20 protein-coding genes and 1 other annotated feature are annotated in these 24,958 nt (G+C 56.0%); of the genes, 11 read left to right on the top strand and 9 right to left on the bottom strand.

Annotated elements, in window-relative coordinates:
- The first annotated feature begins 34 nt into the window (after window positions 1-34).
- A complete protein-coding gene (gene mscK, locus JY391_RS16310; RefSeq protein ID WP_211934657.1) occupies window positions 35-3,391 on the top strand; it encodes a mechanosensitive channel MscK in 3,357 nt (1,118 codons plus the stop codon).
- A 35-nt stretch (window positions 3,392-3,426) separates the two neighbouring features.
- Here the strand turns inward: mscK and JY391_RS16305 are convergent, their stop codons facing one another.
- The 3 genes from JY391_RS16305 to priC form a co-directional block, all read right to left on the bottom strand.
- Window positions 3,427-4,350, bottom strand: coding sequence for an Rpn family recombination-promoting nuclease/putative transposase (locus tag JY391_RS16305; RefSeq protein WP_181821856.1), 924 nt, complete (start codon window positions 4,348-4,350; stop codon window positions 3,427-3,429).
- A gap of 69 nt (window positions 4,351-4,419) precedes the next feature.
- Window positions 4,420-4,587 (bottom strand): pleiotropic regulatory protein RsmS, encoded by a 168-nt coding sequence (rsmS, locus tag JY391_RS16300; protein WP_042285825.1) that lies wholly within the window; start codon window positions 4,585-4,587, stop codon window positions 4,420-4,422.
- A 14-nt stretch (window positions 4,588-4,601) separates the two neighbouring features.
- The gene (priC, locus tag JY391_RS16295; RefSeq protein WP_211934656.1) at window positions 4,602-5,129 is read right to left on the bottom strand and encodes a primosomal replication protein N''; all 528 of its coding nucleotides are present in this window, start codon (window positions 5,127-5,129) and stop codon (window positions 4,602-4,604) included.
- A 69-nt stretch (window positions 5,130-5,198) separates the two neighbouring features.
- On the opposite strand from priC, the gene JY391_RS16290 reads away from it, so the two are divergent.
- The 8 genes from JY391_RS16290 (at window position 5,199) to hemH (ending at window position 13,345) form a co-directional block, all read left to right on the top strand.
- On the top strand, window positions 5,199-5,576 hold the full coding sequence (locus JY391_RS16290; protein WP_042285821.1) for a DUF454 family protein: 378 nt from the start codon (window positions 5,199-5,201) through the stop codon (window positions 5,574-5,576).
- A 203-nt stretch (window positions 5,577-5,779) separates the two neighbouring features.
- Window positions 5,780-6,331 (top strand): adenine phosphoribosyltransferase, encoded by a 552-nt coding sequence (gene apt, locus JY391_RS16285; protein ID WP_042285819.1) that lies wholly within the window; start codon window positions 5,780-5,782, stop codon window positions 6,329-6,331.
- A gap of 88 nt (window positions 6,332-6,419) precedes the next feature.
- Entirely contained in the window at window positions 6,420-8,351 is a 1,932-nt protein-coding gene (gene dnaX, locus JY391_RS16280) for a DNA polymerase III subunit gamma/tau (protein WP_211934655.1), read from the top strand.
- Window positions 7,684-7,748, top strand: a sequence feature (DnaX frameshifting element). Its footprint overlaps the gene before it by 65 nt.
- Before the next feature lie 53 nt (window positions 8,352-8,404).
- Entirely contained in the window at window positions 8,405-8,734 is a 330-nt protein-coding gene (locus JY391_RS16275) for a YbaB/EbfC family nucleoid-associated protein (protein WP_001515903.1), read from the top strand.
- Window positions 8,734-9,339 carry a recombination mediator RecR gene (gene recR, locus JY391_RS16270; RefSeq protein ID WP_042285814.1) on the top strand — a complete coding sequence of 202 codons (606 nt, stop codon included), beginning with the start codon at window positions 8,734-8,736 and terminating at the stop codon, window positions 9,337-9,339. The genes JY391_RS16275 and recR overlap by 1 nt, the downstream gene beginning before the upstream one ends.
- 110 nt (window positions 9,340-9,449) lie before the next feature.
- The gene (gene htpG, locus JY391_RS16265; protein ID WP_181821853.1) at window positions 9,450-11,324 is read left to right on the top strand and encodes a molecular chaperone HtpG; all 1,875 of its coding nucleotides are present in this window, start codon (window positions 9,450-9,452) and stop codon (window positions 11,322-11,324) included.
- 241 nt (window positions 11,325-11,565) lie between these two features.
- Window positions 11,566-12,210, top strand: coding sequence for an adenylate kinase (gene adk, locus JY391_RS16260; protein WP_042285806.1), 645 nt, complete (start codon window positions 11,566-11,568; stop codon window positions 12,208-12,210).
- A gap of 172 nt (window positions 12,211-12,382) precedes the next feature.
- Window positions 12,383-13,345 (top strand): ferrochelatase, encoded by a 963-nt coding sequence (gene hemH, locus JY391_RS16255; RefSeq protein WP_060569045.1) that lies wholly within the window; start codon window positions 12,383-12,385, stop codon window positions 13,343-13,345.
- Here hemH and aes read toward each other — a convergent pair.
- On the bottom strand, window positions 13,342-14,301 hold the full coding sequence (gene aes / locus JY391_RS16250) for an acetyl esterase (protein ID WP_211934654.1): 960 nt from the start codon (window positions 14,299-14,301) through the stop codon (window positions 13,342-13,344). The two genes, hemH and aes, sit on opposite strands and share 4 nt — an antisense overlap.
- Window positions 14,302-14,443: 142 nt before the next feature.
- Here aes and gsk point away from each other — a divergent pair, with 142 nt between their 5' ends.
- Entirely contained in the window at window positions 14,444-15,748 is a 1,305-nt protein-coding gene (gene gsk / locus JY391_RS16245) for an inosine/guanosine kinase (RefSeq protein WP_042285800.1), read from the top strand.
- Window positions 15,749-15,858: 110 nt separating this feature from the next.
- Here gsk and ybaL read toward each other — a convergent pair whose 3' ends face one another.
- Complete coding sequence (gene ybaL, locus JY391_RS16240; protein WP_042285798.1) at window positions 15,859-17,535, bottom strand: YbaL family putative K(+) efflux transporter; 1,677 nt, start codon at window positions 17,533-17,535, stop codon at window positions 15,859-15,861.
- A gap of 215 nt (window positions 17,536-17,750) precedes the next feature.
- Entirely contained in the window at window positions 17,751-18,956 is a 1,206-nt protein-coding gene (locus JY391_RS16235) for an MFS transporter (RefSeq protein ID WP_060569043.1), read from the bottom strand.
- 161 nt (window positions 18,957-19,117) lie between these two features.
- Between JY391_RS16235 and ushA the strand changes: the two genes are divergently transcribed.
- Window positions 19,118-20,767, top strand: coding sequence for a bifunctional UDP-sugar hydrolase/5'-nucleotidase UshA (gene ushA, locus JY391_RS16230; RefSeq protein ID WP_211934653.1), 1,650 nt, complete (start codon window positions 19,118-19,120; stop codon window positions 20,765-20,767).
- Between the two features lie 44 nt (window positions 20,768-20,811).
- Here ushA and ybaK read toward each other — a convergent pair whose 3' ends face one another.
- The 3 genes from ybaK to copA form a co-directional block, all read right to left on the bottom strand.
- On the bottom strand, window positions 20,812-21,291 hold the full coding sequence (ybaK, locus tag JY391_RS16225) for a Cys-tRNA(Pro)/Cys-tRNA(Cys) deacylase YbaK (protein ID WP_042285792.1): 480 nt from the start codon (window positions 21,289-21,291) through the stop codon (window positions 20,812-20,814).
- 201 nt (window positions 21,292-21,492) lie between these two features.
- Window positions 21,493-22,287 carry a TraB/GumN family protein gene (locus tag JY391_RS16220; protein WP_060569041.1) on the bottom strand — a complete coding sequence of 265 codons (795 nt, stop codon included), beginning with the start codon at window positions 22,285-22,287 and terminating at the stop codon, window positions 21,493-21,495.
- A gap of 136 nt (window positions 22,288-22,423) precedes the next feature.
- Entirely contained in the window at window positions 22,424-24,925 is a 2,502-nt protein-coding gene (copA, locus tag JY391_RS16215) for a copper-exporting P-type ATPase CopA (protein WP_200033584.1), read from the bottom strand.
- Between the last annotated feature and the right edge of the window lie 33 nt (window positions 24,926-24,958).

Below are 24,958 nucleotides of genomic sequence, written 5' to 3'. Positions count from 1 at the left end.
CGGTCGTCTTTTCGGTTCAGAAACCTTCATTCACATGACTATGTTGCAGCTCTATAAACGTTCACAGCACCTTATTTTTGTCACGGTGGCTGTTTTCATTCTTATGTTGTCCTGCCCGTCATTGGCATTGGCCCGCGCCTCCACAAACGGTGACCTGCCTTCCCGGGCGGATGTGCAAAGCCAACTGGATACACTCAATAAACAAAAAGACCTTTCCGCCCAGGACAAACTGATTCAGCAGGATCTCACCGAGACCATTGCCACGCTGGAGAAAATCGAACGGGTGAAAGAGGAGACAGTTCAGTTACGCCAGAAAGTGTCACAGGCGCCGGAAAAAATGCGTCAGGCCGTGGAATCCCTTAACGCGCTGAGCGATGTCGATAATGACGACGAGACGCGGAAAACCCTCAGCACTCTGTCACTGCGTCAGCTGGAGCTGCGCGTGGCCCAGGCGCTGGATGATCTGCAGAATTCGCAAAACGACCTGGCGACCTATAACAGTCAGTTAGTTTCCCTGCAAACGCAGCCAGAGCGCGTGCAGAACGCTATGTACGCCGCTTCCCAACAGCTTCAGCAAATCCGTAACCAACTGGATGGCGTCGGCGAAACGGCGTTACGTCCAACCCAACAGGTGCTGCTACAAGCGCAGCAAGTGTTGCTGAATGCCCAGATTGAGCAACAGCGTAAAAGCCTGGAAGGCAATACAGTGCTCCAGGACACTTTGCAAAAGCAGCGCGATTTCGTCACCGCCAACAGCAACCGGATTGAGCATCAGCTGCAGCTGTTGCAGGAAGCGGTGAATAACAAGCGGCTAACGCTCACCGAAAAGACCGCGCAGGAGGCCATTTCGCCAGATGAGACCGCGCGCATTCAGGCCAATCCGCTGGTGAAGCAGGAACTGGATATCAACCATCAGCTCAGCCAGCGTCTGATTGCCGCGACGGAAAACGGCAACGCGTTGATGCAGCAAAACATCAAGGTCAAAAACTGGCTGGATCGCGCCCTGCAATCTGAACGCAATATTAAAGAACAGATCGCGGTGCTGAAGGGGAGCCTCCTGCTGTCTCGTATCCTGTATCAGCAGCAGCAAACCCTGCCGTCGGCAGATGAGCTTGAAGATATGACCAACCGCATCGCGGATTTGCGGCTTGAGCAGTTTGAAGTCAACCAACAGCGCGACGCGCTGTTTCAGAATGATGCTTTCGTCGCCAAACTGGAAGAGGGGCATCAGAGCGACGTTAACGACGAGGTGCACGACGCGCTGCTGCAGGTGGTCGATATGCGCCGCGAGCTGCTGGACCAGTTGAATAAGCAGCTTGGCAATCAGCTGATGATGGCCATTAACCTGCAAATTAATCAACAGCAGTTAATGAGCGTATCAAAAAGCCTGAAAGAAATTCTCACCCAGCAAATCTTCTGGGTAAACAGCAACCGTCCGATGGACTGGGACTGGATAAAGGCGTTCCCGGAAACCCTGAAAGAGCAGTTTAAGGCGATGAAAATCACCGTTAACTGGGAGAAAGCCTGGCCTGCGGTATTCATCGCGTTTCTCGCTGGCTTGCCGCTGTTACTGATTGCCGGCGTGATTCGCTGGCGTCTGAAATGGCTGAAAGCCTGGCAGCAAAAACTCGCTGCGGCGGTCGGTTCCTTACGCAATGACAGCCAGTTGAATACGCCGAAAGCGATTCTGATCGATCTGATTCGCGCCCTGCCTGCGTGCCTGCTTATCCTCGCCGTCGGCCTGATTTTGCTGACAATGCAGCTCAACATCAGCGACCTGCTGTGGGCGTTCAGCAAAAAACTGGCCATCTTCTGGCTGGTGTTTGGCCTGTGCTGGAAGGTACTGGAAAAAGAAGGGGTGGCGATTCGACACTTCGGGATGCCCGCGCAGCTGACCAGCCACTGGCGGCGTCAGATCGTACGCATCAGTCTGGCGCTGCTGCCGCTGCACTTCTGGTCGGTGGTGGCCGAGCAGTCGCCGCTGCATCTGATGGATGATGTGCTGGGGCAGGCGATGATTTTCCTTAACCTGCTGTTGATCGCGTTTCTGGTCTGGCCGATGTTCCGGGAAAGCTGGCGCGACAAAGAGTCTCATGGACTGCGACTGGTCACGATCACTATCCTGTCGATTATTCCGGTTGCCCTGATGGTGCTGACCGCGACCGGCTATTTCTATACCACGCTTCGCCTGGCGGGTCGCTGGATAGAGACCGTTTATCTGGTGATTATCTGGAATCTGCTTTACCAGACCGTACTGCGCGGACTGAGCGTTGCGGCGCGGCGCATTGCCTGGCGTCGCGCACTGGCGCGTCGGCAAAATCTGGTGAAAGAGGGCGCTGAAGGGGCGGAACCGCAGGAGGAGCCGACGATCGCGCTTGAGCAGGTGAACCAGCAAACGCTGCGTATCACCATGCTGCTGATGGTCTCGCTGTTTGCGGTCATGTTCTGGGCGATTTGGTCCGATCTGATCACCGTGTTCAGCTATCTCGACAGCATTACGCTCTGGCATTACAACGGCACTGAAGCGGGCGCCGCGGTGGTGAAGAGCGTGACGATGGGCAGTTTACTGTTTGCCATTATCGCCTCAATGGTGGCCTGGGCATTGATCCGTAACCTGCCGGGCCTGCTGGAAGTGTTAGTGCTCTCGCGGCTTAAAATGCGCCAGGGCGCATCGTACGCGATCACCACGATCCTCAATTACATTATTATCGCCGTCGGGGCGATGACAGTATTCGGGTCGCTTGGCGTTTCGTGGGATAAACTGCAGTGGCTGGCGGCGGCGCTGTCGGTCGGTCTGGGTTTTGGTTTGCAGGAGATCTTCGGTAACTTTGTCTCCGGTCTGATTATCCTGTTCGAACGTCCGGTGCGGATCGGCGATACGGTGACCATCGGCACCTATTCAGGGACCGTCAGTAAGATCCGCATCCGTGCGACCACTATCACTGACTTCGATCGCAAAGAGGTGATCATCCCGAACAAGGCGTTTGTGACCGAACGTCTGATCAACTGGTCCCTGTCCGATACCACCACGCGACTGGTGATCCGCATTGGCGTGGCCTACGGTTCAGATCTGGAGAAAGTGCGTAAAGTTCTGCAACAGGCGGCGCTGGAGCATCCAAAGGTGATGCACGATCCGCAGCCTGAAGTGTTCTTTACCACCTTCGGCGCCAGTACGCTCGACCACGAGCTGCGTTTGTACGTCCGCGAACTGCGCGATCGCAGCCATACCGTGGACGAACTGAACCGCGCCATCGACCGCCTGTGCCGCGAAAACAATATCGACATTGCCTTTAATCAACTTGAAGTGCATCTGCGCAACGATAAGGGCGATGAAGTGACGGAAGTGAAGCGCGAGATTAAAGGCGACGATCCGACGCCGGCGGTAAGTTAACCAAACGGGGGCGGCGAATGTCGCCCCTCGATTGTTTAATGAGACAGCGCAGCCAGTTCTTCTGCGGTCAGGCCAGTAAACTGCATAATACGTGAGGATTCCATCCCGTCATCCAGCATCTTTCGCGCAATGGCACGGGCCTCCGCCTGGCGGCCTTTTTCCAGACCTTGTTGCATGCCCAGTTGAATACCCTCTGTGCGGCCTTTCTCTTCCAGCCATTCGGCAATCGTCATCAGTTGATCCTTATACTGAGGCGCACCCTGTGCCAGTTGGCGAATCAGTACGCCGGGATTTTCACAATTACCTGCCTTCACCATATAGTTTATCAACACGTTAAGTTGAGGGTCGGTAAGCGATTGCTGCGTTAGCAATGTGATCAACTGATCCAGTAACTCACTCAAATCGCGTTGACGAATATGTTTTTGCAGGAGTTCCAGCATCGCCATCCGTTGATGCTGCAGGATCTGATTATCCGGTATCGCCGTCAGGTCCACCAGCGGAAATTCACTGTTGTATAGCGTCTTTGCCATCTCGGGTTCACTAAACAGACTTTGCCAGTTGAGGCTGTGGGGCCATGGGCTTTTTAGCCCCTGGTAAAAGAGGATAGGCACCACTAACGGCAACGTTGTATGTCCCGCATCAAGATGGCGCTGCATGGCGGCAATCGCATAGCGCATCATTCGGAATGCCATGAGCTTATCGGGTGTGCTCTGATGTTCAATCAGCGCATAAATGTAACCAGGACCCTGTTCCGTCTCTAAGGAATAAAGGATATCAGCATACCGATTGCGTAAATTTTCTTCGACAAAACTACCGGACTCCAGCTTTAAGGAGTCCAGATTACAGATCTGAAGAAAATGGCCGGGCAGGTGAATCTGCAGAAAATCCCGGGCAACGGCTTTTTGCGTCAGCATCTGTCGGAAAACCGCATCGTGCGGTGAAGGGGGGAGTCGTTCCATGAGCCATCCAATGGTCGCGAATTGTTGCGGCGACTATGCCATTCGCCGCGACGCTCCACCAGACAGTAATCATTGATATTGCGAGCCGTCTTCCGCGCTTTTGAGCTTGTTTTCATAATCACGCATAACGATTTCCAGCGCGCGTAGCACGGTTCGCGGAGGGAGCTGATTCTCTTCCAGCAGCACGATCAAATCGACGGCCAGTTTGACCTCGTCCGGGGCGTTTTCCAGTGACATAGATTCTCCGGGGTTTAGCGGGTTAAGTGTGCGATGACGCGTTCAATGCTGTCGAGCGCCTTGCGACAGCGCGCCAGACGACCTTCATAGATTTCCACTTCGCGCTGCAGCGTCTGTTGTTCCTGCAGACTGTGGGTTTCGGCGAGGCGCATTTTACGTTCCTGCGTCATCGCTCGCAGGCGGCGTTCAAATTCCTGATGCTGAAGGCGTTTACGCTGCCATTTGGTCAGGGTAGGTGAACCGCTGTCCCATTCGCGCAGCGACCAGCTTTCACACTCGCGGGCGATAGCCTCCAGCTGTGAGGCGAGATGTTCCGCCAGCCAGGCGACCTGTGGAAGCTGCTGTCGCATAACAGCCTGGCGTAGCGCCTGAAGATTGGCCTCCGCTTCCTCTACGCAGTCCTGAAGACGCGTAGTGCGGGTCTGGAAAAGCTGGCGATCGAAGCGAGGGCTGAGTGTTGCGTGCTGCGCTAGCGGTGCGCAACGATGGCGCAATTCGGCGAGCCGATCGTCCAGCTTTTGTAGCAGCATGGCGGTTTTCAATTCAACACTCCAATGAAAATGATAACTGTTATGCTAAAGTAGCGTTCTGGTTTGCGACATGCCTTTATTATGCAACGAATCTTCTTGATCATCACGGGCTGGCTTGCGGTTGTCCTTGGAACGCTTGGCGTGGTATTGCCGCTTCTGCCGACGACGCCGTTTATTTTACTTGCCGCCTGGTGCTTTGCCCGCTCGTCGCCGCGTTTTCATCAGTGGTTGCTCTACCGTTCGTGGTTTGGCAGCTATTTACGCTACTGGCAAAAACATAAAGCGATGCCGCCGGGCGCGAAATCCCGGGCGATCATTCTGATCCTGATGACCTTTGGCGTCTCATTGTGGCTGACCCCCATGATGTGGGTGCGGATCCTCCTGCTTTTCATCCTCGCCTGCCTGCTGATATTTATGTGGCGAATCCCGGTAGTTGATGAAAAGCAACAAAAGCACTGAAGCGTAATCATCGCAGTTGCAATTACCGGCTGTAGCCAGTAAATTCGACCGTTTTCGAGCACAGGCGCGCCTGGTCAAAGGTTAACCACAGGTAACTTTGGCCTGCTATACACACGATCGTCCAAAGTGCGTTAAGGCAATCTGCAGGATGAAGTATACTGCGCGCAATGTAGAGTAATACCGTATTTATCAGGCACACACTTATGACCGCGACTGCACAGCAGCTTGAGTTTCTCAAAAATAGCATTAAAAGCATTCAGGACTACCCGAAACCGGGCATTCTTTTCCGTGATGTCACCAGCTTACTGGAAGACCCGAAGGCTTACGCGCTCAGCATCGACTTGCTGGTTGAGCGTTACAAAGATGCGGGCATTACCAAAGTGGTCGGTACTGAAGCGCGCGGTTTCCTGTTTGGCGCGCCGGTGGCGCTGGGGCTTGGCGTTGGTTTTGTGCCGGTACGTAAACCGCGCAAATTGCCGCGTGAGACAATCGCTGAAAGCTACGAGCTGGAATACGGCACCGATCAACTGGAAATTCACGTTGATGCCATTCAGCCTGGCGACAAAGTGCTGGTGGTGGACGACCTGTTAGCGACCGGCGGCACCATCGAAGCCACCGCGAAACTGATCCGCCGTCTGGGTGGTGAAGTCAATGACGCGGCGTTTATCATCAATTTACCGGATCTCGGCGGCGAAGCGCGTCTGGAAAAATTGGGTATCGCCAGTTACTGTCTGGTCTCCTTTGCCGGGCATTAATCCCGGTCCCCGCAACCTCGCTCATTGAGCGAGGTTGTGTTAGCATTCCCCCCTATGAATTCACCTTCCAGCGTTGCAGAGCCAGCCAATGAGTTATCAGGTTTTAGCCCGAAAATGGCGCCCACCAACCTTTGCTGACGTTGTCGGCCAGGAACATGTGCTAACCGCACTGGCGAACGGCTTGTCGCTAGGGCGTATTCACCACGCTTATCTTTTTTCCGGGACTCGCGGCGTCGGTAAAACCTCTATCGCCCGTCTGCTGGCGAAAGGGTTGAACTGCGAAACCGGGATCACCGCCACGCCATGCGGCGTTTGCGACAACTGCCGTGAAATTGAGCAGGGACGATTTGTCGATCTCATCGAGATTGACGCCGCGTCGCGTACCAAAGTCGAAGACACTCGCGACCTGCTGGATAACGTTCAGTACGCCCCTGCGCGTGGTCGCTTTAAGGTGTACCTGATCGACGAAGTGCATATGCTGTCCCGTCACAGCTTTAACGCGCTGCTCAAAACCCTTGAGGAGCCGCCCGCGCACGTCAAATTCCTGCTGGCGACCACCGACCCGCAGAAGTTGCCGGTGACCATATTGTCCCGCTGTCTGCAATTTCACCTTAAGGCGCTGGACGTCGAGCAGATCCGCCACCAGCTTGAGCACATTCTTAATGAAGAGCACATCGCGCACGAACCTCGCGCGTTGCAGTTGCTTTCCCGGGCGGCAGACGGGAGCCTGCGCGACGCGCTTAGCCTGACCGATCAGGCTATCGCCAGCGGCGACGGTCAGGTTTCAACCCAGGCGGTGAGCGCGATGCTCGGTACGCTGGATGACGACCAGGCGCTGTCGCTGGTGGAAGCGGTGATCGCCGCCGACGGTGAACGCGTCATGTCGCTGGTCAACGACGCGGCGGCGCGCGGCATCGAGTGGGAAGCGTTGCTGGTCGAAATGCTCGGCCTGCTGCATCGAATTGCGTTGGTCCAGCTTTCGCCCGCGGCGCTGGGCAGCGACATGGCGACAATTGAAGTACGGATGCGCGAACTGGCGCGAACAGTACCGCCAACGGACGTACAGCTTTATTACCAGACGTTGTTGATGGGTCGTAAAGAGCTGCCTTACGCGCCGGACAGACGCATGGGGGTTGAAATGACCCTGCTGCGCGCGCTGGCGTTTCACCCACGGATGCCGTTGCCGGAACCGGAGACGCCGCGCCAGTCTTTTGCGCCCGTGGCCCCGACTGCGGTGATGAGTCCGACGCAGGTGCCGCAGCAGCCGTCTGCGCCGACACAGCAGGCGCCAGCCGCGCCATTGTCCGACGCCACCAGTCAGGTGCTGGCGGCGCGCAATCAGCTTCAGCGCGCGCAGGGAGCAACCAAAGCAAAAAAGAGTGAACCGGCAGCCGCAACCCGCGCGCGGCCGGTGAATAACGCTGCGCTGGAAAGGCTGGCATCGGTGACGGAGCGCGTGCAGGCGCGTCCCGCACCGTCTGCGCTCGAACAAGCGCCGGTGAAGAAAGAAGCGTATCGCTGGAAGGCAACCACTCCGGTTGTCGAAGTGAAAGACGTTGTCGCGACGCCGAAAGCGCTGAAAAAAGCGCTGGAGCATGAAAAGACGCCTGAGCTGGCGGCGAAGCTGGCGACGGAAGCCATTGAACGCGACCCGTGGGCGGCGCAGGTGAGCCAGTTAGCATTACCGAAACTGGTGGAACAGGTGGCGCTCAATGCCTGGAAAGAAGAGGACGGCAATGCTGTCTGTTTGCATTTGCGCTCCAGCCAGCGCCATCTGAACTCCGCTGGCGCGAAACAAAAACTGGCCGAGGCGCTGAGCGCGCTGGCCGGTACAACGGTTGAACTGACTATCGTAGAAGATGATAATCCGGCGGTGCGCACGCCGCTGGAGTGGCGTCAGGCCATTTATGAAGAAAAACTTGCGCAGGCGCGTGAGTCGATCGTTGCGGATAATAATATCCAGACCCTGCGTCGCTTTTTTGATGCGGATCTGGATGAAGAGAGTATTCGTCCCATTTGATCGTAAGCGTCGCTTACGATTGTCATCCCTTAACGTGATTGAGAGAGAAGCCTATGTTTGGTAAAGGCGGTCTGGGCAACCTGATGAAACAGGCCCAGCAGATGCAGGAAAAAATGCAGCAGATGCAGGAAGAGATTGCGAAGCTGGAAGTGACCGGCGAGTCCGGCGCAGGTCTGGTGAAAGTGACCATTAACGGCGCGCACAACTGCCGTCGCGTGGAAATCGATCCGAGCCTGCTCGAAGATGACAAAGAGATGCTGGAAGATCTGGTTGCCGCCGCGTTCAACGATGCCGCTCGTCGCATTGAAGAAACGCAGAAAGAGAAAATGGCGTCTGTGTCTTCCGGTATGCAACTGCCGCCAGGCTTTAAGATGCCGTTCTGATGCAAACCAGCCCGCTGTTAACTCAGCTTATGGAAGCACTGCGCTGTTTGCCGGGCGTAGGCCCGAAGTCGGCGCAGCGCATGGCGTTTACGCTGTTACAGCGTGACCGCAGCGGCGGGATGCGCCTGGCGCAAGCGCTGACCCGGGCGATGTCGGAAATCGGCCACTGTGCCGATTGCCGTACTTTCACCGAGCAGGACGTGTGCAATATCTGTTCAAACCCGCGTCGTCAGGAAAACGGTCAGATTTGCGTGGTCGAAAGTCCGGCGGATATCTACGCGATTGAGCAGACCGGGCAATTTTCCGGGCGCTATTTCGTGCTGATGGGGCACCTGTCGCCGCTCGACGGTATCGGGCCGGACGACATTGGACTTGACCGGCTGGAACAGCGCCTTTCTTCTGAGCCGCTCAATGAAGTGATCCTCGCGACCAATCCCACGGTCGAAGGGGAGGCAACGGCGAACTATATTGCCGAGCTTTGCGCGCAATATGGCGTCGAAGCCAGCCGTATCGCTCACGGCGTTCCGGTTGGCGGTGAGCTGGAGATGGTTGACGGCACAACGCTGTCACACTCTCTTGCCGGTCGCCATAAGCTTAAATTCTGAACAAACGGAGGCGGCGTTTGCGGCCTCCGCTTGAAATATCTCCCCCGCGTCCCCATTTTCCCCTCAACGTGTTTTTACCATTAAAAATGGCTTTGTTGAGGTAGATCTACATGAAAGGACAAGAAACTCGCGGTTTTCAGTCAGAGGTAAAGCAGCTTCTGCATCTGATGATCCATTCTCTGTATTCCAATAAAGAAATCTTCCTGCGTGAGCTTATCTCTAACGCCTCAGATGCGGCAGACAAGCTGCGTTTCCGCGCGCTGTCAAACCCGGACCTCTATGAAGGCGACGGTGAACTGCGCGTGCGCGTCTCCTTCGATAAAGATAAGCGTACGTTGACCATTGCCGACAACGGCGTGGGCATGAACCGGGATGACGTTATCGATCATCTGGGGACCATCGCCAAATCCGGCACGAAATCATTCCTCGAATCCATGGGATCTGACCAGGCGAAAGACAGCCAGCTGATCGGCCAGTTCGGGGTCGGCTTTTATTCCGCGTTTATTGTTGCCGACAAAGTGACCGTGCGCACCCGCGCGGCGGGCGATAAGCCGGAAAACGGCGTGTTCTGGGAATCTGCGGGCGAAGGCGAATACACGGTTGCCGACATCACCAAAGACGATCGCGGCACCGAAATTACCCTGCACCTGCGCGATGGCGAAGATGAGTTCCTCGATGACTGGCGCGTGCGTTCGATCATCAGCAAATATTCCGATCACATCGCGCTGCCGGTAGAAATTGAAAAACAGGAAGAGAAAGACGGTGAAACCGTTGTCTCCTGGGAAAAAATCAACAAGGCGCAGGCGCTGTGGACCCGTAACAAGTCCGAAATCAGCGAAGACGAATACAAAGAATTCTACAAGCACATTGCCCATGACTTTACCGATCCGCTGACCTGGAGCCACAACCGCGTGGAAGGGAAGCAGGAGTACACCAGCCTACTGTATATTCCGTCTCAGGCGCCGTGGGACATGTGGAACCGCGATCATAAACACGGCCTGAAGCTGTACGTCCAGCGCGTGTTTATCATGGACGACGCCGAACAGTTCATGCCGAACTATCTGCGTTTCGTGCGGGGTCTGATCGATTCCAACGACCTGCCGCTGAACGTTTCTCGTGAAATCCTGCAGGACAGCACCGTTACCCGTAATCTGCGCAGCGCGCTGACCAAACGCGTTCTGCAAATGCTGGAAAAACTGGCGAAGGACGATGCGGAAAAATACCAGACCTTCTGGAAACAGTTCGGTCTGGTGCTGAAAGAAGGTCCGGCGGAAGATCACGCCAACCAGGAAACCATCGCCAGACTGATGCGTTTTGCCTCCACCCATACCGACTCCTCCGCACAGACCGTCTCGCTGGAAGACTATGTTTCCCGCATGAAAGAAGGGCAGGAGAAGATTTACTACATCACCGCCGACAGCTATGCGGCAGCGAAGAGCAGCCCGCACCTGGAGCTGCTGCGTAAGAAAGGTATCGAAGTCCTGCTGCTTTCCGACCGCATCGACGAATGGATGATGAATTACCTGACTGAATTCGACGGTAAAGCGTTCCAGTCCGTGGCGAAAGCCGACGAATCTATCGACAAGCTGGCCGATGAAGTGGACGAAAGCGCGAAAGAAGCGGAAAAAGCGCTGACGCCGTTCGTTGAGCGTGTGAAAACTCTGCTTGGCGATCGGGTGAAAGAGGTGCGTCTGACCCACCGTCTGACCGACACGCCCGCGATTGTCACCACCGATGCGGACGAAATGAGCACTCAGATGGCAAAACTGTTTGCCGCCGCAGGTCAGGCTGTACCGGAAGTGAAATACATCTTTGAACTGAACCCGGATCACGTGCTGGTGAAACGCACTGCGGACACCGAAGATGACGCTCAGTTTAAAGAGTGGGTTGAACTGCTGCTGGATCAGGCGCTGTTTGCCGAACGCGGGACGCTGGAGGATCCGAACCAGTTTATCCGTCGCATGAACCAACTGCTGGTTTCCTGACCGCGTTGAGGTGATGCCGGAAGGCGACGAAAACGTCTTTCCGGCCTACGGACAGGTTGCTGTTTGTAGGTCGGATAAGCGTCAGCGCCATCCGGCATTCTTTTATTTGTTCCTCTCTTTTCTTATTTTCCCGCCGTTAACCGTTTCAGCGCAGGGCACCTTCCTTGAGCGAATTGCGTGATGGTGGTATCGTTTAGCGCTTTTTTAAAAAATATCGACAACCTTTAAGGGGATTTTCGTAATGCGTATCATTCTGCTTGGCGCTCCGGGCGCGGGTAAAGGAACTCAGGCTCAGTTCATCATGGAGAAGTATGGTATTCCGCAAATCTCCACGGGTGATATGCTGCGTGCTGCCGTGAAGTCTGGCTCCGAGCTGGGTAAACAAGCGAAAGACATCATGGATGCGGGTAAGCTGGTGACCGATGAGCTGGTGATTGCGCTGGTGAAAGAGCGTATCGCCCAGGAAGATTGCCGTAACGGTTTTCTGTTAGACGGCTTCCCGCGCACCATTCCGCAGGCTGACGCCATGAAAGAAGCGGGCATCGTGGTGGACTACGTTCTCGAATTCGACGTACCGGACGAACTGATCGTGGACCGTATCGTCGGTCGCCGCGTTCACGCCGCCTCTGGCCGCGTATACCACATCAAATTCAATCCGCCGAAAGTGGACGGTAAAGACGATGTGACCGGCGAAGAGCTGACTACCCGTAAAGACGACCAGGAAGAAACCGTACGTAAGCGTCTGGTGGAATACCATCAGATGACCGCACCGCTGATTGGCTACTACCAGAAAGAAGCGGAAGCCGGTAACACCCAATACGCCAAAGTCGACGGCACACAGGCCGTGGCTGACGTGCGTGCAGACCTGGAAAAAATCCTCGGTTAATCGGTAAAATGCCCGAAGGCGCCACGCTTATCGGGCTTACCGCACCGTAGGCCGGAGAGAACGCGGCACGCTACTCTCCGGCTTCGCCCAAAAATACCTCTCGCAGCAATTAGTTCTTCTTCTCTGCTTTTCCGCTACAATTATCAACCAGTTGAAACGATAAGAGGCGGTAATGCGTCAGACGAAAACCGGAATTTTGTTGGCTAACCTCGGCACGCCCGATGCGCCTACGCCAGCGGCAGTGAAACGCTATCTCAAGCAATTTCTCAGCGACAAACGCGTTGTTGATACGCCTCGTCTTTTATGGTGGCCGTTGTTACGCGGGGTGATTTTGCCGCTGCGCTCGCCGCGCGTGGCGAAACTGTATCAGTCTGTGTGGATGGAAGGCGGGTCGCCGCTAATGGTTTACAGCCGCCAGCAGCAGCAGGCGCTTGCCGCACGCTTGCCGGATACGCCGGTTGCCCTCGGGATGAGCTATGGATCGCCATCGCTGGAAAGCGCAGTGGATGAACTGCTGGCCAACCACGTCGATCATATCGTCGTGTTGCCGTTGTACCCGCAATATTCCTGTTCGACCGTCGCTGCCGTCTGGGACGAACTGGCGCGCATTCTTGAGCGCAAGCGCCACATTCCCGGCATCTCATTCATTCGCGATTACGCTGACGACAGCGCCTACATTGATGCGCTGGCCAACAGCGTGCGGGCATCATTTGCAGAACATGGCGAACCCGATCTGCTGCTGCTGTCGTATCACGGCATTCCGCAGCGTTATGCAGATGAAGGCGACGATTATCCGCAGCGCTGCCGTGATACCACCCGAGAGCTGGTTTCTGCGCTCGGCCTGCCGCCGGACAAGGTGATGATGACCTTCCAGTCGCGCTTTGGTCGTGAGCCATGGCTAACGCCTTATACCGACGAAACGCTGAAAATGCTCGGTGAAAAAGGGACCGGCCATATACAGGTGATGTGCCCGGGCTTTGCGGCTGACTGCCTGGAGACGCTGGAAGAGATCGCGGTACAAAACAAAGAGATCTTCCTTGAGGCGGGCGGCAAGAAATATGAATATATTCCGGCGCTTAATGCCACACCGGAACATATTGATATGATGCTAAAACTGACCGCAGCGTATCGCTAAAGCTGGGCGGTAAAGAAACGCGCGCCGTCCTGAAGCGCTTCGTCAGCGCTACGCATCATCCTGGAGTAGTGCAGGAAGGAATGCAGCGTGCCGGGATACATTTTGTATTCGCACGGCTGGCGGTGCGTCCTGAGCGTGTCAAAAAGCAGGCGGCTGTCGTCAATAAGCGGATCAAATTCGGCGGTGGCGATAAAGCATGGCGGCACGTCGCGCGTCAGGTCGTTATTGAACAGGCAATAGTAAGGCGACTCCTGGTCTTCTGCGGTACGCAGATAGGCGTTCTCAAATATCTTCAGATCGTCGCGACTCAGGCCGTCCCACTCGCCGCCCAGCAGCCGACGGCTGGGCGAGTCCTGCAAGCCATACAGACCATACCATAGCAACACGCCGGCCACTTTCCCGCATTCCAACCGTTTATCCCGCAACCACAGCGCGCTGGCGAGCGCCAGCATCGCTCCCGCCGAATCACCGGCAAAGCCAATGTGCGACATGTTCAGTTGATAATCGTCCGCGTGCTGATGAAAAAACTGGCAGGCAGAAACCGTTTCTTCAATAGCCTGCGGAAAACGGGCCTCGGGCGACAGGGAATAATCAATGCCTACCACCGTACACCGGCTATATTGTGCCAACAGACGCATAATGCGGTCGTGGGTATCGAGATTGCCGAGAATAAATCCGCCGCCGTGCAGGTAAAAGAGCGTTGCCTGACTTTCTGGCTCCGGGCAGTAAAACCGTGTGGTCAGTTCGCCGTGCGCGCCCGGAATCGTATATTCTCGCGTCGTCATCGCTGGCGCATCAAGATTCCAGAAACGACGCTCAAGCTGGTAATGCTGGCGCATGGCTTTAACATCATCGGCGGGCGGCCAGGGCGGCAGGTCGTCCTGGTGGACATCAAGCACTGTCTGCATCTCTTCTGAAATGCACGTCAGGACGGGAAGCTTATTTTCCGGTTTCATCGAACGCTCCTTGTGAAAAAGGAACATTGTAAAAATTCTCGCCGCAGAAACTGCGATCCCGTCGTCGGATATTGAAACTCTGCGGAAGCGGGGGGGAATGTGCTACCATGCACCGCTCCGTTAGTCACCCGTAAAAACAGTCATGAAATTTCCCGGTAAACGCAAATCCAAACACTATTTCCCCGTCAATGCGCGCGATCCGCTGCTGCAACAAATTCAGCCTGAAAACGAGAGTAGCGCCGCGTGGGTCGTCGGTATCGACCAGACGCTGGTGGATATTGAAGCGAAAGTCGATGACGAGTTTATACAACGTTACGGATTAAGCGCCGGACATTCTCTGGTGATCGAAGATGACGTGGCGGAAGCGTTATATCAGGAGCTGAAGCAGAGAAATTTAATCACTCATCAGTTTGCGGGCGGCACCATAGGCAACACCATGCACAACTATTCGGTGCTGGCGGACGATCGCTCGGTGCTGCTTGGCGTCATGTGCAGTAACATCGAAATAGGCAGCTATGCCTATCGCTATTTGTGCAATACCTCCAGCCGTACCGATCTCAACTATCTTCAGGGCGTGGACGGACCGATTGGCCGTTGTTTTACCCTGATCGGCGAATCCGGTGAGCGTACCTTCGCCATCAGCCCCGGCCACATGAACCAACTGCGTGCGGAAAGCATCCCAGAGTCGGTGATTGCCGGTGCCTCTGCGCTGGTATTAACCTCCTATCTGGTGCGCTGTAAGCCAGGAGAACCAATGCCGGAAGCGACCATGAAGGCCATCGGGTATGCGAAAAAACACAATGTGCCGGTAGTGCTGACGCTTGGCACCAAATTCGTGATTGCCGATAACCCACAGTGGTGGCAGGCATTTCTGCAAGAAAACGTCTCAATTCTGGCGATGAACGAAGAAGAAGCCGAAGCGTTGACCGGAGAGAGCGATCCGCTGCTGGCGTCGGACAAGGCGCTGGACTGGGTGGATCTGGTGCTTTGCACCGCCGGGCCGATCGGCCTGTATATGGCGGGCTTCACCGAAGACGAAGCCAAACGGAAAACCCAGCATCCATTATTGCCGGGCGCGATTGCCGAGTTTAACCAGTACGAGTTCAGCCGCGCGATGCGTCATAAGGATTGCGTGAATCCGCTGCGGGTCTATTCTCATATCGCGCCGTATATGGGCGGTCCGGAAAAGATCATGAATACCAACGGCGCGGGCGACGGCGCGCTGGCGGCGCTACTGCATGATATTACTGCTAACAGCTATCACCGCACGAACGTGCCGAATTCCAGCAAGCATACCTTTACCTGGTTGACCTATTCGTCACTGGCGCAGGTATGCAAGTATGCGAACCGGGTCAGCTATCAGGTGTTGAACCAACACTCCCCGCGTCTGACGCGAGGATTGCCGGAACGGGAAGACAGTCTTGAGGAGTCCTACTGGGATCGCTGAACCTCTGCCCGATGGCGATTCACTGATCGGGCCTGCGTAGAGTATCAGGCGCTGTAGGCCGGACAATGCATGACGCCGCCATCCGGCAGGGTGACATTCAGGATTCAGGATTAACCCGGCACCACATCACCTGCTGGCCCCGTTTCCAGCAGTTCCAGCATCGTCCGGGCGATTTCACGTTCGCCCATCACCACCTGATTCGCCCCGCGCTCGGTAATGTACTCCACCTCATCGTCATAGTGCGCGCGGGCGATAATCTCAATGTTCGGGCATTTCTCACGGGCAGACGCCACGATTTCACCCGCTTCGTAGCCGTTCGGGATAGTAAGGATGAGCCAGCGCGCGCAGTCCAGATGCGCCAGATTCATGATTTCTTCGTTGGCGGCATTGCCCAGCACCGCGCGGATCCCTCGCTCGCGCAGTTCATCCACGCGGGTTCGTGACGTTTCAATCACCACCAGCGGTATATCCGCCGCCATCAGTTTCTCGCCAAGCAGGCTGCCGACGCGGCCAAAGCCTACCAGTAGCGCGTGGTTGCAGATATCCACCGGAATTTGCTTCTCTTCTTCGATCGCTTCTTCTAGCGTCTGCTCTTCCAGCGTTTCGGTTTTCGCCAGATATTTTTCCAGCAGCGCAAACAGTATTGGGTTTAGCATTATCGACAGGATCGCGCCGGCCAGCACCAGATTCTGCCCTTCCTGGGGCAGCAGATTCAGCGCCATCCCCAGACCTGCAAGAATAAAGGCGAATTCGCCAATCTGCGCCAGGCTGGCGGCAATGGTCAGTGCGGTACGCGGCGAATGCCCAAACAGACGCACCAGCAGGAAGGCGGCGACCGACTTACCGAAGATGATGATAGCCAGCGTGGCAAGCACCGCCAGCGGTTGTTGCACAAGGATCATCGGGTCGAACAGCATACCGACGGAAACGAAGAACAGTACGGCAAACGCGTCGCGCAAAGGCAGCGTATCGTGCGCCGCGCGGTGGCTCAGTTCTGATTCATTCAACACCATGCCGGCAAAGAACGCGCCGAGGGCGAAGGAGACGTCAAACAGTTCCACCGCGCCAAAGGCGATGCCTAACGCCAGCGCCAGAACGGATAACGTAAACAGCTCGCGGGAGCCGGTGGCGGCGCTGCGGGCCATAATCCATGGCACCAGGCGGCGACCCACCAACATCATAATGGCGATGAATGCCACGACCTTGCCGATGGTAATGCCCATATCGACCGCCAGCGAGGCGAAACCGACGTTGCCTTTTTCCACCATTCCGGCCACCGCGGGCAGAAGCACCAGCGTCAGCACCATCACCAGATCTTCGACAATCAGCCAGCCGATAGCGATCTGCCCGCGCTGGCTGTCAACCAGTTGACGCTCCTCAAGCGCACGCAGCAGCACCACGGTACTGGCGGTCGACAGACACAGCCCAAAGACGATGCCGGTCATCAACGACCAGCCCATCACTGCGGAAAGCGCCATACCCAGCAGCGTCGCCACGGCTATCTGGGCGATCGCGCCGGGAATGGCGATGGACTTTACCGCCATCAAATCCTTAAGCGAGAAGTGCAGGCCAACACCGAACATCAGCAGGATAACCCCCAGTTCGGCGAGTTCCGGCGCCAGTTGGGTATCAGCCACAAAACCAGGGGTAAATGGACCGGCCAGAACGCCCGCTAACAGATATCCCACCAGAGGAGAAATACGCAGTTTATTGGCAAGCATGCCGAGAATAAAAGCGAGCACAAGGCCGCCAACAATGGTGGTGATAAGCGGGGTGGCGTGATGCATTCCGTCTCCTTTGGTAGCTGATGTCCACAAATTCCACGTAATAGTTTATGACAATTTTCATTATCATGTTTATGAATAATTGTTGAATTTTGAAGAAAACTGCAATCTGGCGCAAAAAAGGCACGGATCGGAAAAGGGACTGAGGACAGGCAGAGCAAACGCTTATGATAACTGGTCTGGCGCGCGGCTAAAGTTTAGCTTTAGCCGCGGTAAACTCAGGCTTTAGGTCGGTTATCAGGTAAGAATATGGTCAATATCCCGAGAAGCGGCAGGAAAGCGCAGATTTTATAAACTAAATCGATACTGGTATGGTCGGCAACTAACCCTAATACCGCCGCGCCAAGTCCGCCCATTCCGAAAGCGAAGCCGAAAAACAGACCAGAAACCATGCCGATACGGCCGGGTAACAGTTCCTGGGCATACACCAGAATGGCAGAAAACGCCGAGGCAAGAATAAATCCAATGATCACCGTTAAAACCCCGGTCCAGTAGAGCGTGGCATAGGGTAAAATCAACGTAAACGGCGCTACGCCGAGGATAGACCCCCAAATCACATATTTTCGACCGATTTTATCGCCGACAGGCCCGCCAATAACCGTCCCGGCAGCGACCGCAAACAGAAACGCAAACAGATGAAGCTGCGCGTTTTGTACCGATAATCCGAATTTTTGCATCAGATAAAAGGTGTAATAGCTGCTGATGCTCGCCATATAGAAGTATTTCGAGAAAATCAGCACCAGCAGGACGCTTACCGCGAGTACGACTTTGTTGCGCGGTAGCGGATTGATAACGCTGGCTTTAGGTTTCCCTTTGCTCATTCGATGCTGCGCGGCGTACCAGCGGCTGATTTGCGCCAGCACGACAATCGCCAGCAGAGCGGCCAGCACAAACCACGCGACGTTGCCTTTACCGTAAGGGGCGATAATCACTGCCGCCAGCAGCGGCCCTAACGAGCTACCAAAGTTGCCGCCCACCTGGAAGATCGACTGGGCAAGGCCGTGACGTCCGCCGGAGGCCATGCGCGCCACGCGCGAGGATTCCGGATGGAAGACCGATGAACCTGTCCCGACCAGCGCTGCCGCCAACAAAACGGCGCCAAAGCTGCCCGCCATTGCCAACAGAACCAGTCCGCTAAGGGTGAAACACATTCCAATGGGGAGCGACCACGGCATGGGATATTTATCGGTCCAGTAGCCGACAACCGGTTGCAACAGCGACGAGGCCAGTTGAAAGGTAAGGGTGATCATGCCAATCTGCATAAACGTCAGCGAAAATTCTGACTGAAGCAGTGGGTAAATCGCCAGAATCAGCGACTGGATCATATCGTTAAGTAAGTGCGAGAGGCTGATGGCCCCTAAAATGCCAAATGACGTCCGCCCTTTCGGCAGCGACGCTGGCTGAGAGGTTTCACTGATTGCCATAAGTACCACGTCTATAGTTATTGAAGTGCAGGGAGTAATTATTATCCGCCTAACATACCTGTGACTGAGTTTTGAAGAAAGTCGCATTTCTGAAAACTTATTTGTTTATTCTCATTACTCGCTGTAATTTCTGCATTTGTCCTGGGTCAGGGAGAGAAAAAATGAAGTTTATGAAACGTGGCGTCGCACTGGTGTTGCTGGCAACCTGGGCGCTGGTCAGCCAGCCCGTGCAGGCATATGAAAAGGATAAAACTTACAAAATCACCATCCTGCACACCAACGATCATCACGGCCATTTCTGGCGCAGTGAATACGGCGAATATGGCCTGTCTGCGCAAAAAACGCTGGTGGACGGTATTCGTCACGAAGTGGCGGAAGAGGGCGGAAGCCTGCTGCTGCTCTCCGGCGGCGACATTAATACTGGCGTGCCGGAGTCCGATCTGCAGGATGCCGAACCCGACTTTCGCGGCATGAATTTGATTGGCTATGATGCAATGGCCGTCGGCAATCACGAATTCGATAATCCGCTCACTGTTTTACGCCAGCAGGAAAAGTGGGCGAAGTTTCCGTTTCTTTCCGCCAATATTTACCAGAAAAGCACCGGTGAACGTCTGTTTAAACCCTGGGCTATTTTTAAGCGTCAGGATCTGAAAATTGCGGTTATCGGTTTAACCACCGACGACACGGCGAAAATTGGCAACCCTGAATTCTTTACGGATATTGAGTTCCGTAAGCCCGCGGATGAAGCGAAGCTGGTGATTCAGGAACTGCAAATGAACGAGAAGCCGGATGTGATTATCGCGACGACCCACATGGGGCACTACGATAACGGCAATCACGGCTCCAATGCGCCGGGCGACGTCGAAATGGCGCGCAGCCTGCCTGCCGGTTCGCTGGCGATGATTGTAGGCGGTCACTCGCAAGACCCCGTGTGCATGGCGTCAGAAAACAAAAAGCAGGTCGATTATGTTCCGGGAACGCCTTGCGCACCGGATAAGCAGAACGGCATCTGGATCGTACAGGCGCATGAATGGGGTAAATACGTAGGCCGCGCGGACTTTGAGTTCCGTAACGGTGAAATGAAAATGGTCAACTACCAGCTCATTCCGGTGAACCTGAAGAAGAAAGTCACCTGGGAAGACGGGAAAAGTGAGCGCGTGCTTTACACACCGGAAATAGCCGAAAACCCGCAGATGCTCTCGCTACTGACGCCATTTCAGAATAAAGGCAAAGCGCAACTGGATGTCAAAATCGGCTCGGTGAATGCTCGTCTGGAAGGCGATCGCAGCAAAGTGCGCTTCGAGCAAACCAATATGGGCCGTCTGATCCTGGCCGCGCAAATGGCGCGCACCGGCGCGGATTTCGCGGTGATGAGCGGCGGTGGCATTCGCGACTCGATTGAAGAGGGCGACATCACGTATAAAAGCGTCCTGAAGGTGCAGCCGTTTGGCAACATTGTGGTATACGCCGATATGAGCGGCAAAGAGGTCGTTGAGTACCTGACCGCCGTAGCGCAAATGAAGCCGGATTCCGGCGCGTATCCGCAGTTTGCTAACGTCAGCTTTGTGGCGAAAGACGGTAAGCTAAACGATCTCAAAATCAAAGGGGAAGCGATCGATCCGGCCAAAACCTACCGGATGGCGACGCTGAGCTTTAACGCCACGGGCGGGGATGGTTATCCGCGGTTGGATAACAAGCCGGGCTACGTCAACACTGGCTTCATCGATGCGGAAGTGCTGAAAGAATATATCCAGAAAAATTCACCGCTGGATGCCGGTGCGTATGCGCCTGGCAATGAGGTGATTTTTTAAACCTGCTTGCCCGGTGACGCTAGGCCGCCGGGCTGACAACGGGTTTAATCCCGACGCGCAATGTCGGCGAACTTAGCGTCCAGAATGGCGGCCAAATCGTTTGCCGCCAGTTCGATATCCAGCCCGCGCTTGCCGCCGGATACGTAAATGGTCGGGAACGTTTGTGCGGGCGCATCTATCAGCGTCGGCAACCGCTTTTTCTGTCCGAGTGGGCTAATGCCGCCCACCAGATACCCCGTAGTACGTTGCGCAACCATCGGGTCAGCCATATCGACTTTTTTTGCCCCCAGCGCTTTCGCCACTTTTTTTAGATCCAGTTGACCGGCAACCGGCGTGACCGCAACGGCCAGGTGCTTCATGTCTCCGTTTACAGCGACCAGTAGCGTTTTATAAACCTGATCCGCATTCAATCCCAGTTTACGCACCACTTCGTCGCCAAAGTTCGTTTCGCCAGGATCGTGATCGTAGGTGTGGATCTGAAAGGAAATTTTGTTTTTTTCGAGTAATTTAACGGCGGGTGTCATAACTACGAATCCTTGCTCGGAGATAATTCAACAAAAGCATACCCCTGACGACTGTCTAAAAAATAGTACCATCTTGCGCAATTGTATTGGCAGGATGCAGAGTTTGAGCGACAATCGACATACACCGTCGCAAAAAGCGGCGGCATAATAATAATGATGAAATTCCTCTTTGACGGGCCAATAGCGATATTGGCCATTTTTTTAGCGCATCAGCGCCGGTAAATTTCCTTCCCCATACAGATGAAGCGCGCCGACGGCAACCACATAGCGTCCCGCGGGCAGCGCCGCCAGGCGATCCCGCCAGGCGAGGTTGCGCTGGTGCATCAGTACGTCGTACAACGATTCGCTAAAGGTGTTTGGCAGCGTCAACGCGTTATCCTGCGGCGGCGTTTTCAGCCACCAGCTCATCATCTGCTGAAGCAGCCGGGCATTGGTATGCCAGTGCGTCAGCGTATCGTCCAGCAACGCCAGGCCGTTGTCCGGCAGTTCGCTCAGTAACGTAATCTGGCTGGCTGCGCCTTCCAGTTCAATGACCGGAATCTGCGCGTTTTTGGCCGCCTGCAATAGCTGGTAGTCGATTCCGTACTCAGGCCGTAATCCTAACTGTTGCGCCTGGGTGGCCTGCAGCACCATCGCAATCTGCCACAGCGGCTGCGTGGAAAACAGGGAAGGGGAGATCCCCAGCTCGTCGGTCGCTCTGTGCAGATTGCGCAACTGGTCTTCGCTGATGCGATCTTCCAGCGCGGCAAACGCCGGTAAGTCGGCAAACGGACTGTCGCTACCGGAGACATCGGCTTCAACGATCAACGCATCGGCGTTTCTGAGCTTTTTGAGTAGCCTGGCGGGCAGCGGCGACATGTCGCGGCTGCCCATATGAATACTGCCAATCAGGTGAAAGTGGCGATGGCCGGGCAACGAAACGTCGATGGCGGGCCAGCTATACGGATGGCCGCGCAGCGCAGCGAAAACCCTTTTTACCCGGTACAACAGATCCATGCGACCTCCCTAAGTAGAGACTCATGCTAGCGCGTGGCCTGAGAAGGTGCAAACCGTGAATTGTCGGATGACGATGCGCGCGGCTTATCCGGCCTACAAACGGCTGTGTAGACCGGATAAGCGTCAGCGATCCGCGTTACTCTTTTGGTTTAAAACGCAGCAGACGGTTCGCGTTACTCACCACGGTAATGGATGACAGCGCCATTGCCGCCCCGGCAACCACCGGATTCAGCAGAGTACCGGTGAAGGGCCAGAGGATCCCGGCGGCGACCGGAATACCGATGCTGTTATAAATAAACGCGCCGAGCAGGTTCTGCTTCATATTTCGCAGCGTGGCGCGGGAGATCGACAGCGCGTCGGCGACGCCCATCAGGCTATGGCGCATCAGGGTGATGGCGGCGGTTTCAATCGCCACATCGCTGCCGCCGCCCATCGCGATACCGACATCCGCCTGCGCCAGCGCAGGGGCGTCGTTAATGCCGTCGCCCACCATCGCCACCTGACGTCCCTGACTCTGCAGACGCTTAATGGCATCGGCTTTACCGTCCGGCAATACCCCTGCGATCACCTCGTCGATCCCGGCTTCTTTCGCGATCGCGTTAGCGGTCGTCGGGTTGTCCCCGGTCAACATCACCAGACGATACCCGGCGCGATGAAGACGCTGAAGCGCCGCGACGCTGTCGCTGCGCAGCGGATCGCGCACAGCCAGTAACGCTGCCGCTTTACCGTCAATCGCCAGCAGAACCGGCGTGGCGCCTTGTGACGCCTGAGCGGCAATCTCGGTCTCCATCAGCGTCGTGGCGACCTGCTGCTCATTTAACAGCGCCTGGTTGCCCAGCAGCAGGGTATGGCCTTCGGCTTCACCGCTCACGCCCAGCCCGCGCAACGTACGGAAACGGTTAACCTGCGGCAGCGTTGCCTCGCCCGCTTTGTCGAGGATCGCCCGGGCCAGCGGATGGCTGGAGCCTTGTTCCAGCGCCGCCGCCAGACGCAGCGCCATGGCGTCATCAACGCCGTTAAAGGTTGCGATCGCCACAACCTGCGGCTTGCCTTCGGTCAGCGTCCCGGTTTTGTCAAAGACCACCGTATCCAGGGTGCTGGCGCGCTGTAGCGCATCGGCATCGCGAACCAGAACGCCAAATTCGGCGGCGCGCCCAACGCCGGAAATGATCGACATCGGCGTTGCCAGCCCCAGCGCACATGGACAGGCGATGATCAGCACCGTTGTCGCGATGACCAGGGTATAGACAATTTGCGGCGCGGGGCCAAAGAAGTACCATATCCCGGCGCTTACCAATGCAATAACCACTACCACCGGGACGAACACCGCGGAGATTTTATCGGCCATCTGACCGATTTCCGGTTTGCTGCTCTGGGCCTGGCGCACCATGCGAATGATGCGTGACAGTGTGGTGTGGCTCCCCGTGCGGCTTGCGCGAAACAGCACGCTGCCGTCCTGCACGACGGTACCGGCATGAACGCTATCGCCTTCGCCTTTTTGCTGCGGGACAGGTTCCCCGGTGAGCATCGCTTCATCCAGCCACGCTTCACCCTGGGTGATTTCACCGTCAACCGGTACGCGGTCCCCGGTGGTGAGCCGCAGTAGCATGCCTGGCTGGACATCGGCCAGCGGGACGCTTTTTTCGCCTTCGTCGGTGACGATCCGGGCGGTTGGCGGTGTGAGGTCGAGCAGTTTTTCCAGCGCTTTTGACGAGCGCTGGCGGGCGCGGGCTTCCAGCATATGTCCGAGGTTAATCAGACCGATGATCATCGCGCTGGCTTCATAATAGAGATGCCGCGCTTCCATTGGGAACCACTGCGGCCACAGGTTGACGCTCATCGAATAGAGCCATGCCACGCCGGTGCCGAGGGCGACCAGCGTATCCATCGTGGCGGTGCCGTTCAGCAGGCTTTTCCACGCGCTGCGGTAGAAATGGCCGCCTGCGAAAACCATAACGGCCAGCGTCGCCAGGCCGATCGCCAGCCACAGGCTGCGGTTGTCGTCGGTGACCATCATATTGTCGCCGATCATGCCCCAGACCATCACTGGCACACCGAGCAGCAGGGCGACAATCGCCTGCCAGCGAAAGCGTTTCATGGTGGCGATGGCGGTTTCCTGCTGGCGTTCGCGGCGTTTAGCGTCATCTTCAATCGCCTCGGCGCCGTAGCCCGCTTTTTCCACCGCCTGCACTAATTCTGCGGCGGACGCGCTGCCCATGACCAGCGCAGTGCGTTCCGCAAGGTTTACCCGTGCCTGCGTGACGCCCGGTACGCTTTGCAGCGCGTTCTGAACCCGGGAGACACAGCTGGCGCAGCTCATGCCGCTTAACAGCAGCTGTTGGCTATCGTCTTCAGCCGTGGCTGCCGGAAGCTCATCAGGGACCGCTGCCAGTGCTTCCGACGGGATTGATGACTCCGCCAGCGGTTTAGCCTTTGGGTGGCTTAACTCCGCGCCGTAACCGGCTTGCTTGATGGTTTCGATAAGCGCGTCGGCGCTGGCGGTGCCGGTGACGTGCGCTTCCGTAATGCTTACTTCCGCCTGGTCAACATCAGGGCGCTGCTCAAGGCTCTCTTTCACGCGTTTCACGCAATGACCGCAGGACAGGCCGTCCAGGGTCAGGTCGATGGTTTGTGGCATCACAACTCTCCTCTGTTACAGGGCAAAGGTATT

It is taken from the genome of Citrobacter sedlakii (assembly GCF_018128425.1).
In the GTDB taxonomy this organism is placed as follows: domain Bacteria; phylum Pseudomonadota; class Gammaproteobacteria; order Enterobacterales; family Enterobacteriaceae; genus Citrobacter_A; species Citrobacter_A sedlakii.
This window is presented reverse-complemented; position numbering and strand designations above follow the sequence as displayed.

Excerpts from the sequence above, each read along its gene's own strand:
- ybaK (WP_042285792.1), bottom strand. The coding sequence starts at position 21,291 with ATGACACCCGCCGTTAAATTACTCGAAAAAAACAAAATTTCCTTTCAG.
- JY391_RS16235 (WP_060569043.1), bottom strand. The coding sequence starts at position 18,956 with ATGGCAATCAGTGAAACCTCTCAGCCAGCGTCGCTGCCGAAAGGGCGG.
- rsmS (WP_042285825.1), bottom strand. The coding sequence starts at position 4,587 with ATGTCACTGGAAAACGCCCCGGACGAGGTCAAACTGGCCGTCGATTTG.
- dnaX (WP_211934655.1), top strand. The coding sequence starts at position 6,420 with ATGAGTTATCAGGTTTTAGCCCGAAAATGGCGCCCACCAACCTTTGCT.
- apt (WP_042285819.1), top strand. The coding sequence starts at position 5,780 with ATGACCGCGACTGCACAGCAGCTTGAGTTTCTCAAAAATAGCATTAAA.
- mscK (WP_211934657.1), top strand. The coding sequence starts at position 35 with ATGACTATGTTGCAGCTCTATAAACGTTCACAGCACCTTATTTTTGTC.
- gsk (WP_042285800.1), top strand. The coding sequence starts at position 14,444 with ATGAAATTTCCCGGTAAACGCAAATCCAAACACTATTTCCCCGTCAAT.
- copA (WP_200033584.1), bottom strand. The coding sequence starts at position 24,925 with ATGCCACAAACCATCGACCTGACCCTGGACGGCCTGTCCTGCGGTCAT.
- ybaL (WP_042285798.1), bottom strand. The coding sequence starts at position 17,535 with ATGCATCACGCCACCCCGCTTATCACCACCATTGTTGGCGGCCTTGTG.
- adk (WP_042285806.1), top strand. The coding sequence starts at position 11,566 with ATGCGTATCATTCTGCTTGGCGCTCCGGGCGCGGGTAAAGGAACTCAG.
- ushA (WP_211934653.1), top strand. The coding sequence starts at position 19,118 with ATGAAGTTTATGAAACGTGGCGTCGCACTGGTGTTGCTGGCAACCTGG.
- JY391_RS16275 (WP_001515903.1), top strand. The coding sequence starts at position 8,405 with ATGTTTGGTAAAGGCGGTCTGGGCAACCTGATGAAACAGGCCCAGCAG.
- JY391_RS16220 (WP_060569041.1), bottom strand. The coding sequence starts at position 22,287 with ATGGATCTGTTGTACCGGGTAAAAAGGGTTTTCGCTGCGCTGCGCGGC.
- JY391_RS16290 (WP_042285821.1), top strand. The coding sequence starts at position 5,199 with ATGCAACGAATCTTCTTGATCATCACGGGCTGGCTTGCGGTTGTCCTT.
- hemH (WP_060569045.1), top strand. The coding sequence starts at position 12,383 with ATGCGTCAGACGAAAACCGGAATTTTGTTGGCTAACCTCGGCACGCCC.
- recR (WP_042285814.1), top strand. The coding sequence starts at position 8,734 with ATGCAAACCAGCCCGCTGTTAACTCAGCTTATGGAAGCACTGCGCTGT.
- htpG (WP_181821853.1), top strand. The coding sequence starts at position 9,450 with ATGAAAGGACAAGAAACTCGCGGTTTTCAGTCAGAGGTAAAGCAGCTT.
- JY391_RS16305 (WP_181821856.1), bottom strand. The coding sequence starts at position 4,350 with ATGGAACGACTCCCCCCTTCACCGCACGATGCGGTTTTCCGACAGATG.
- aes (WP_211934654.1), bottom strand. The coding sequence starts at position 14,301 with ATGAAACCGGAAAATAAGCTTCCCGTCCTGACGTGCATTTCAGAAGAG.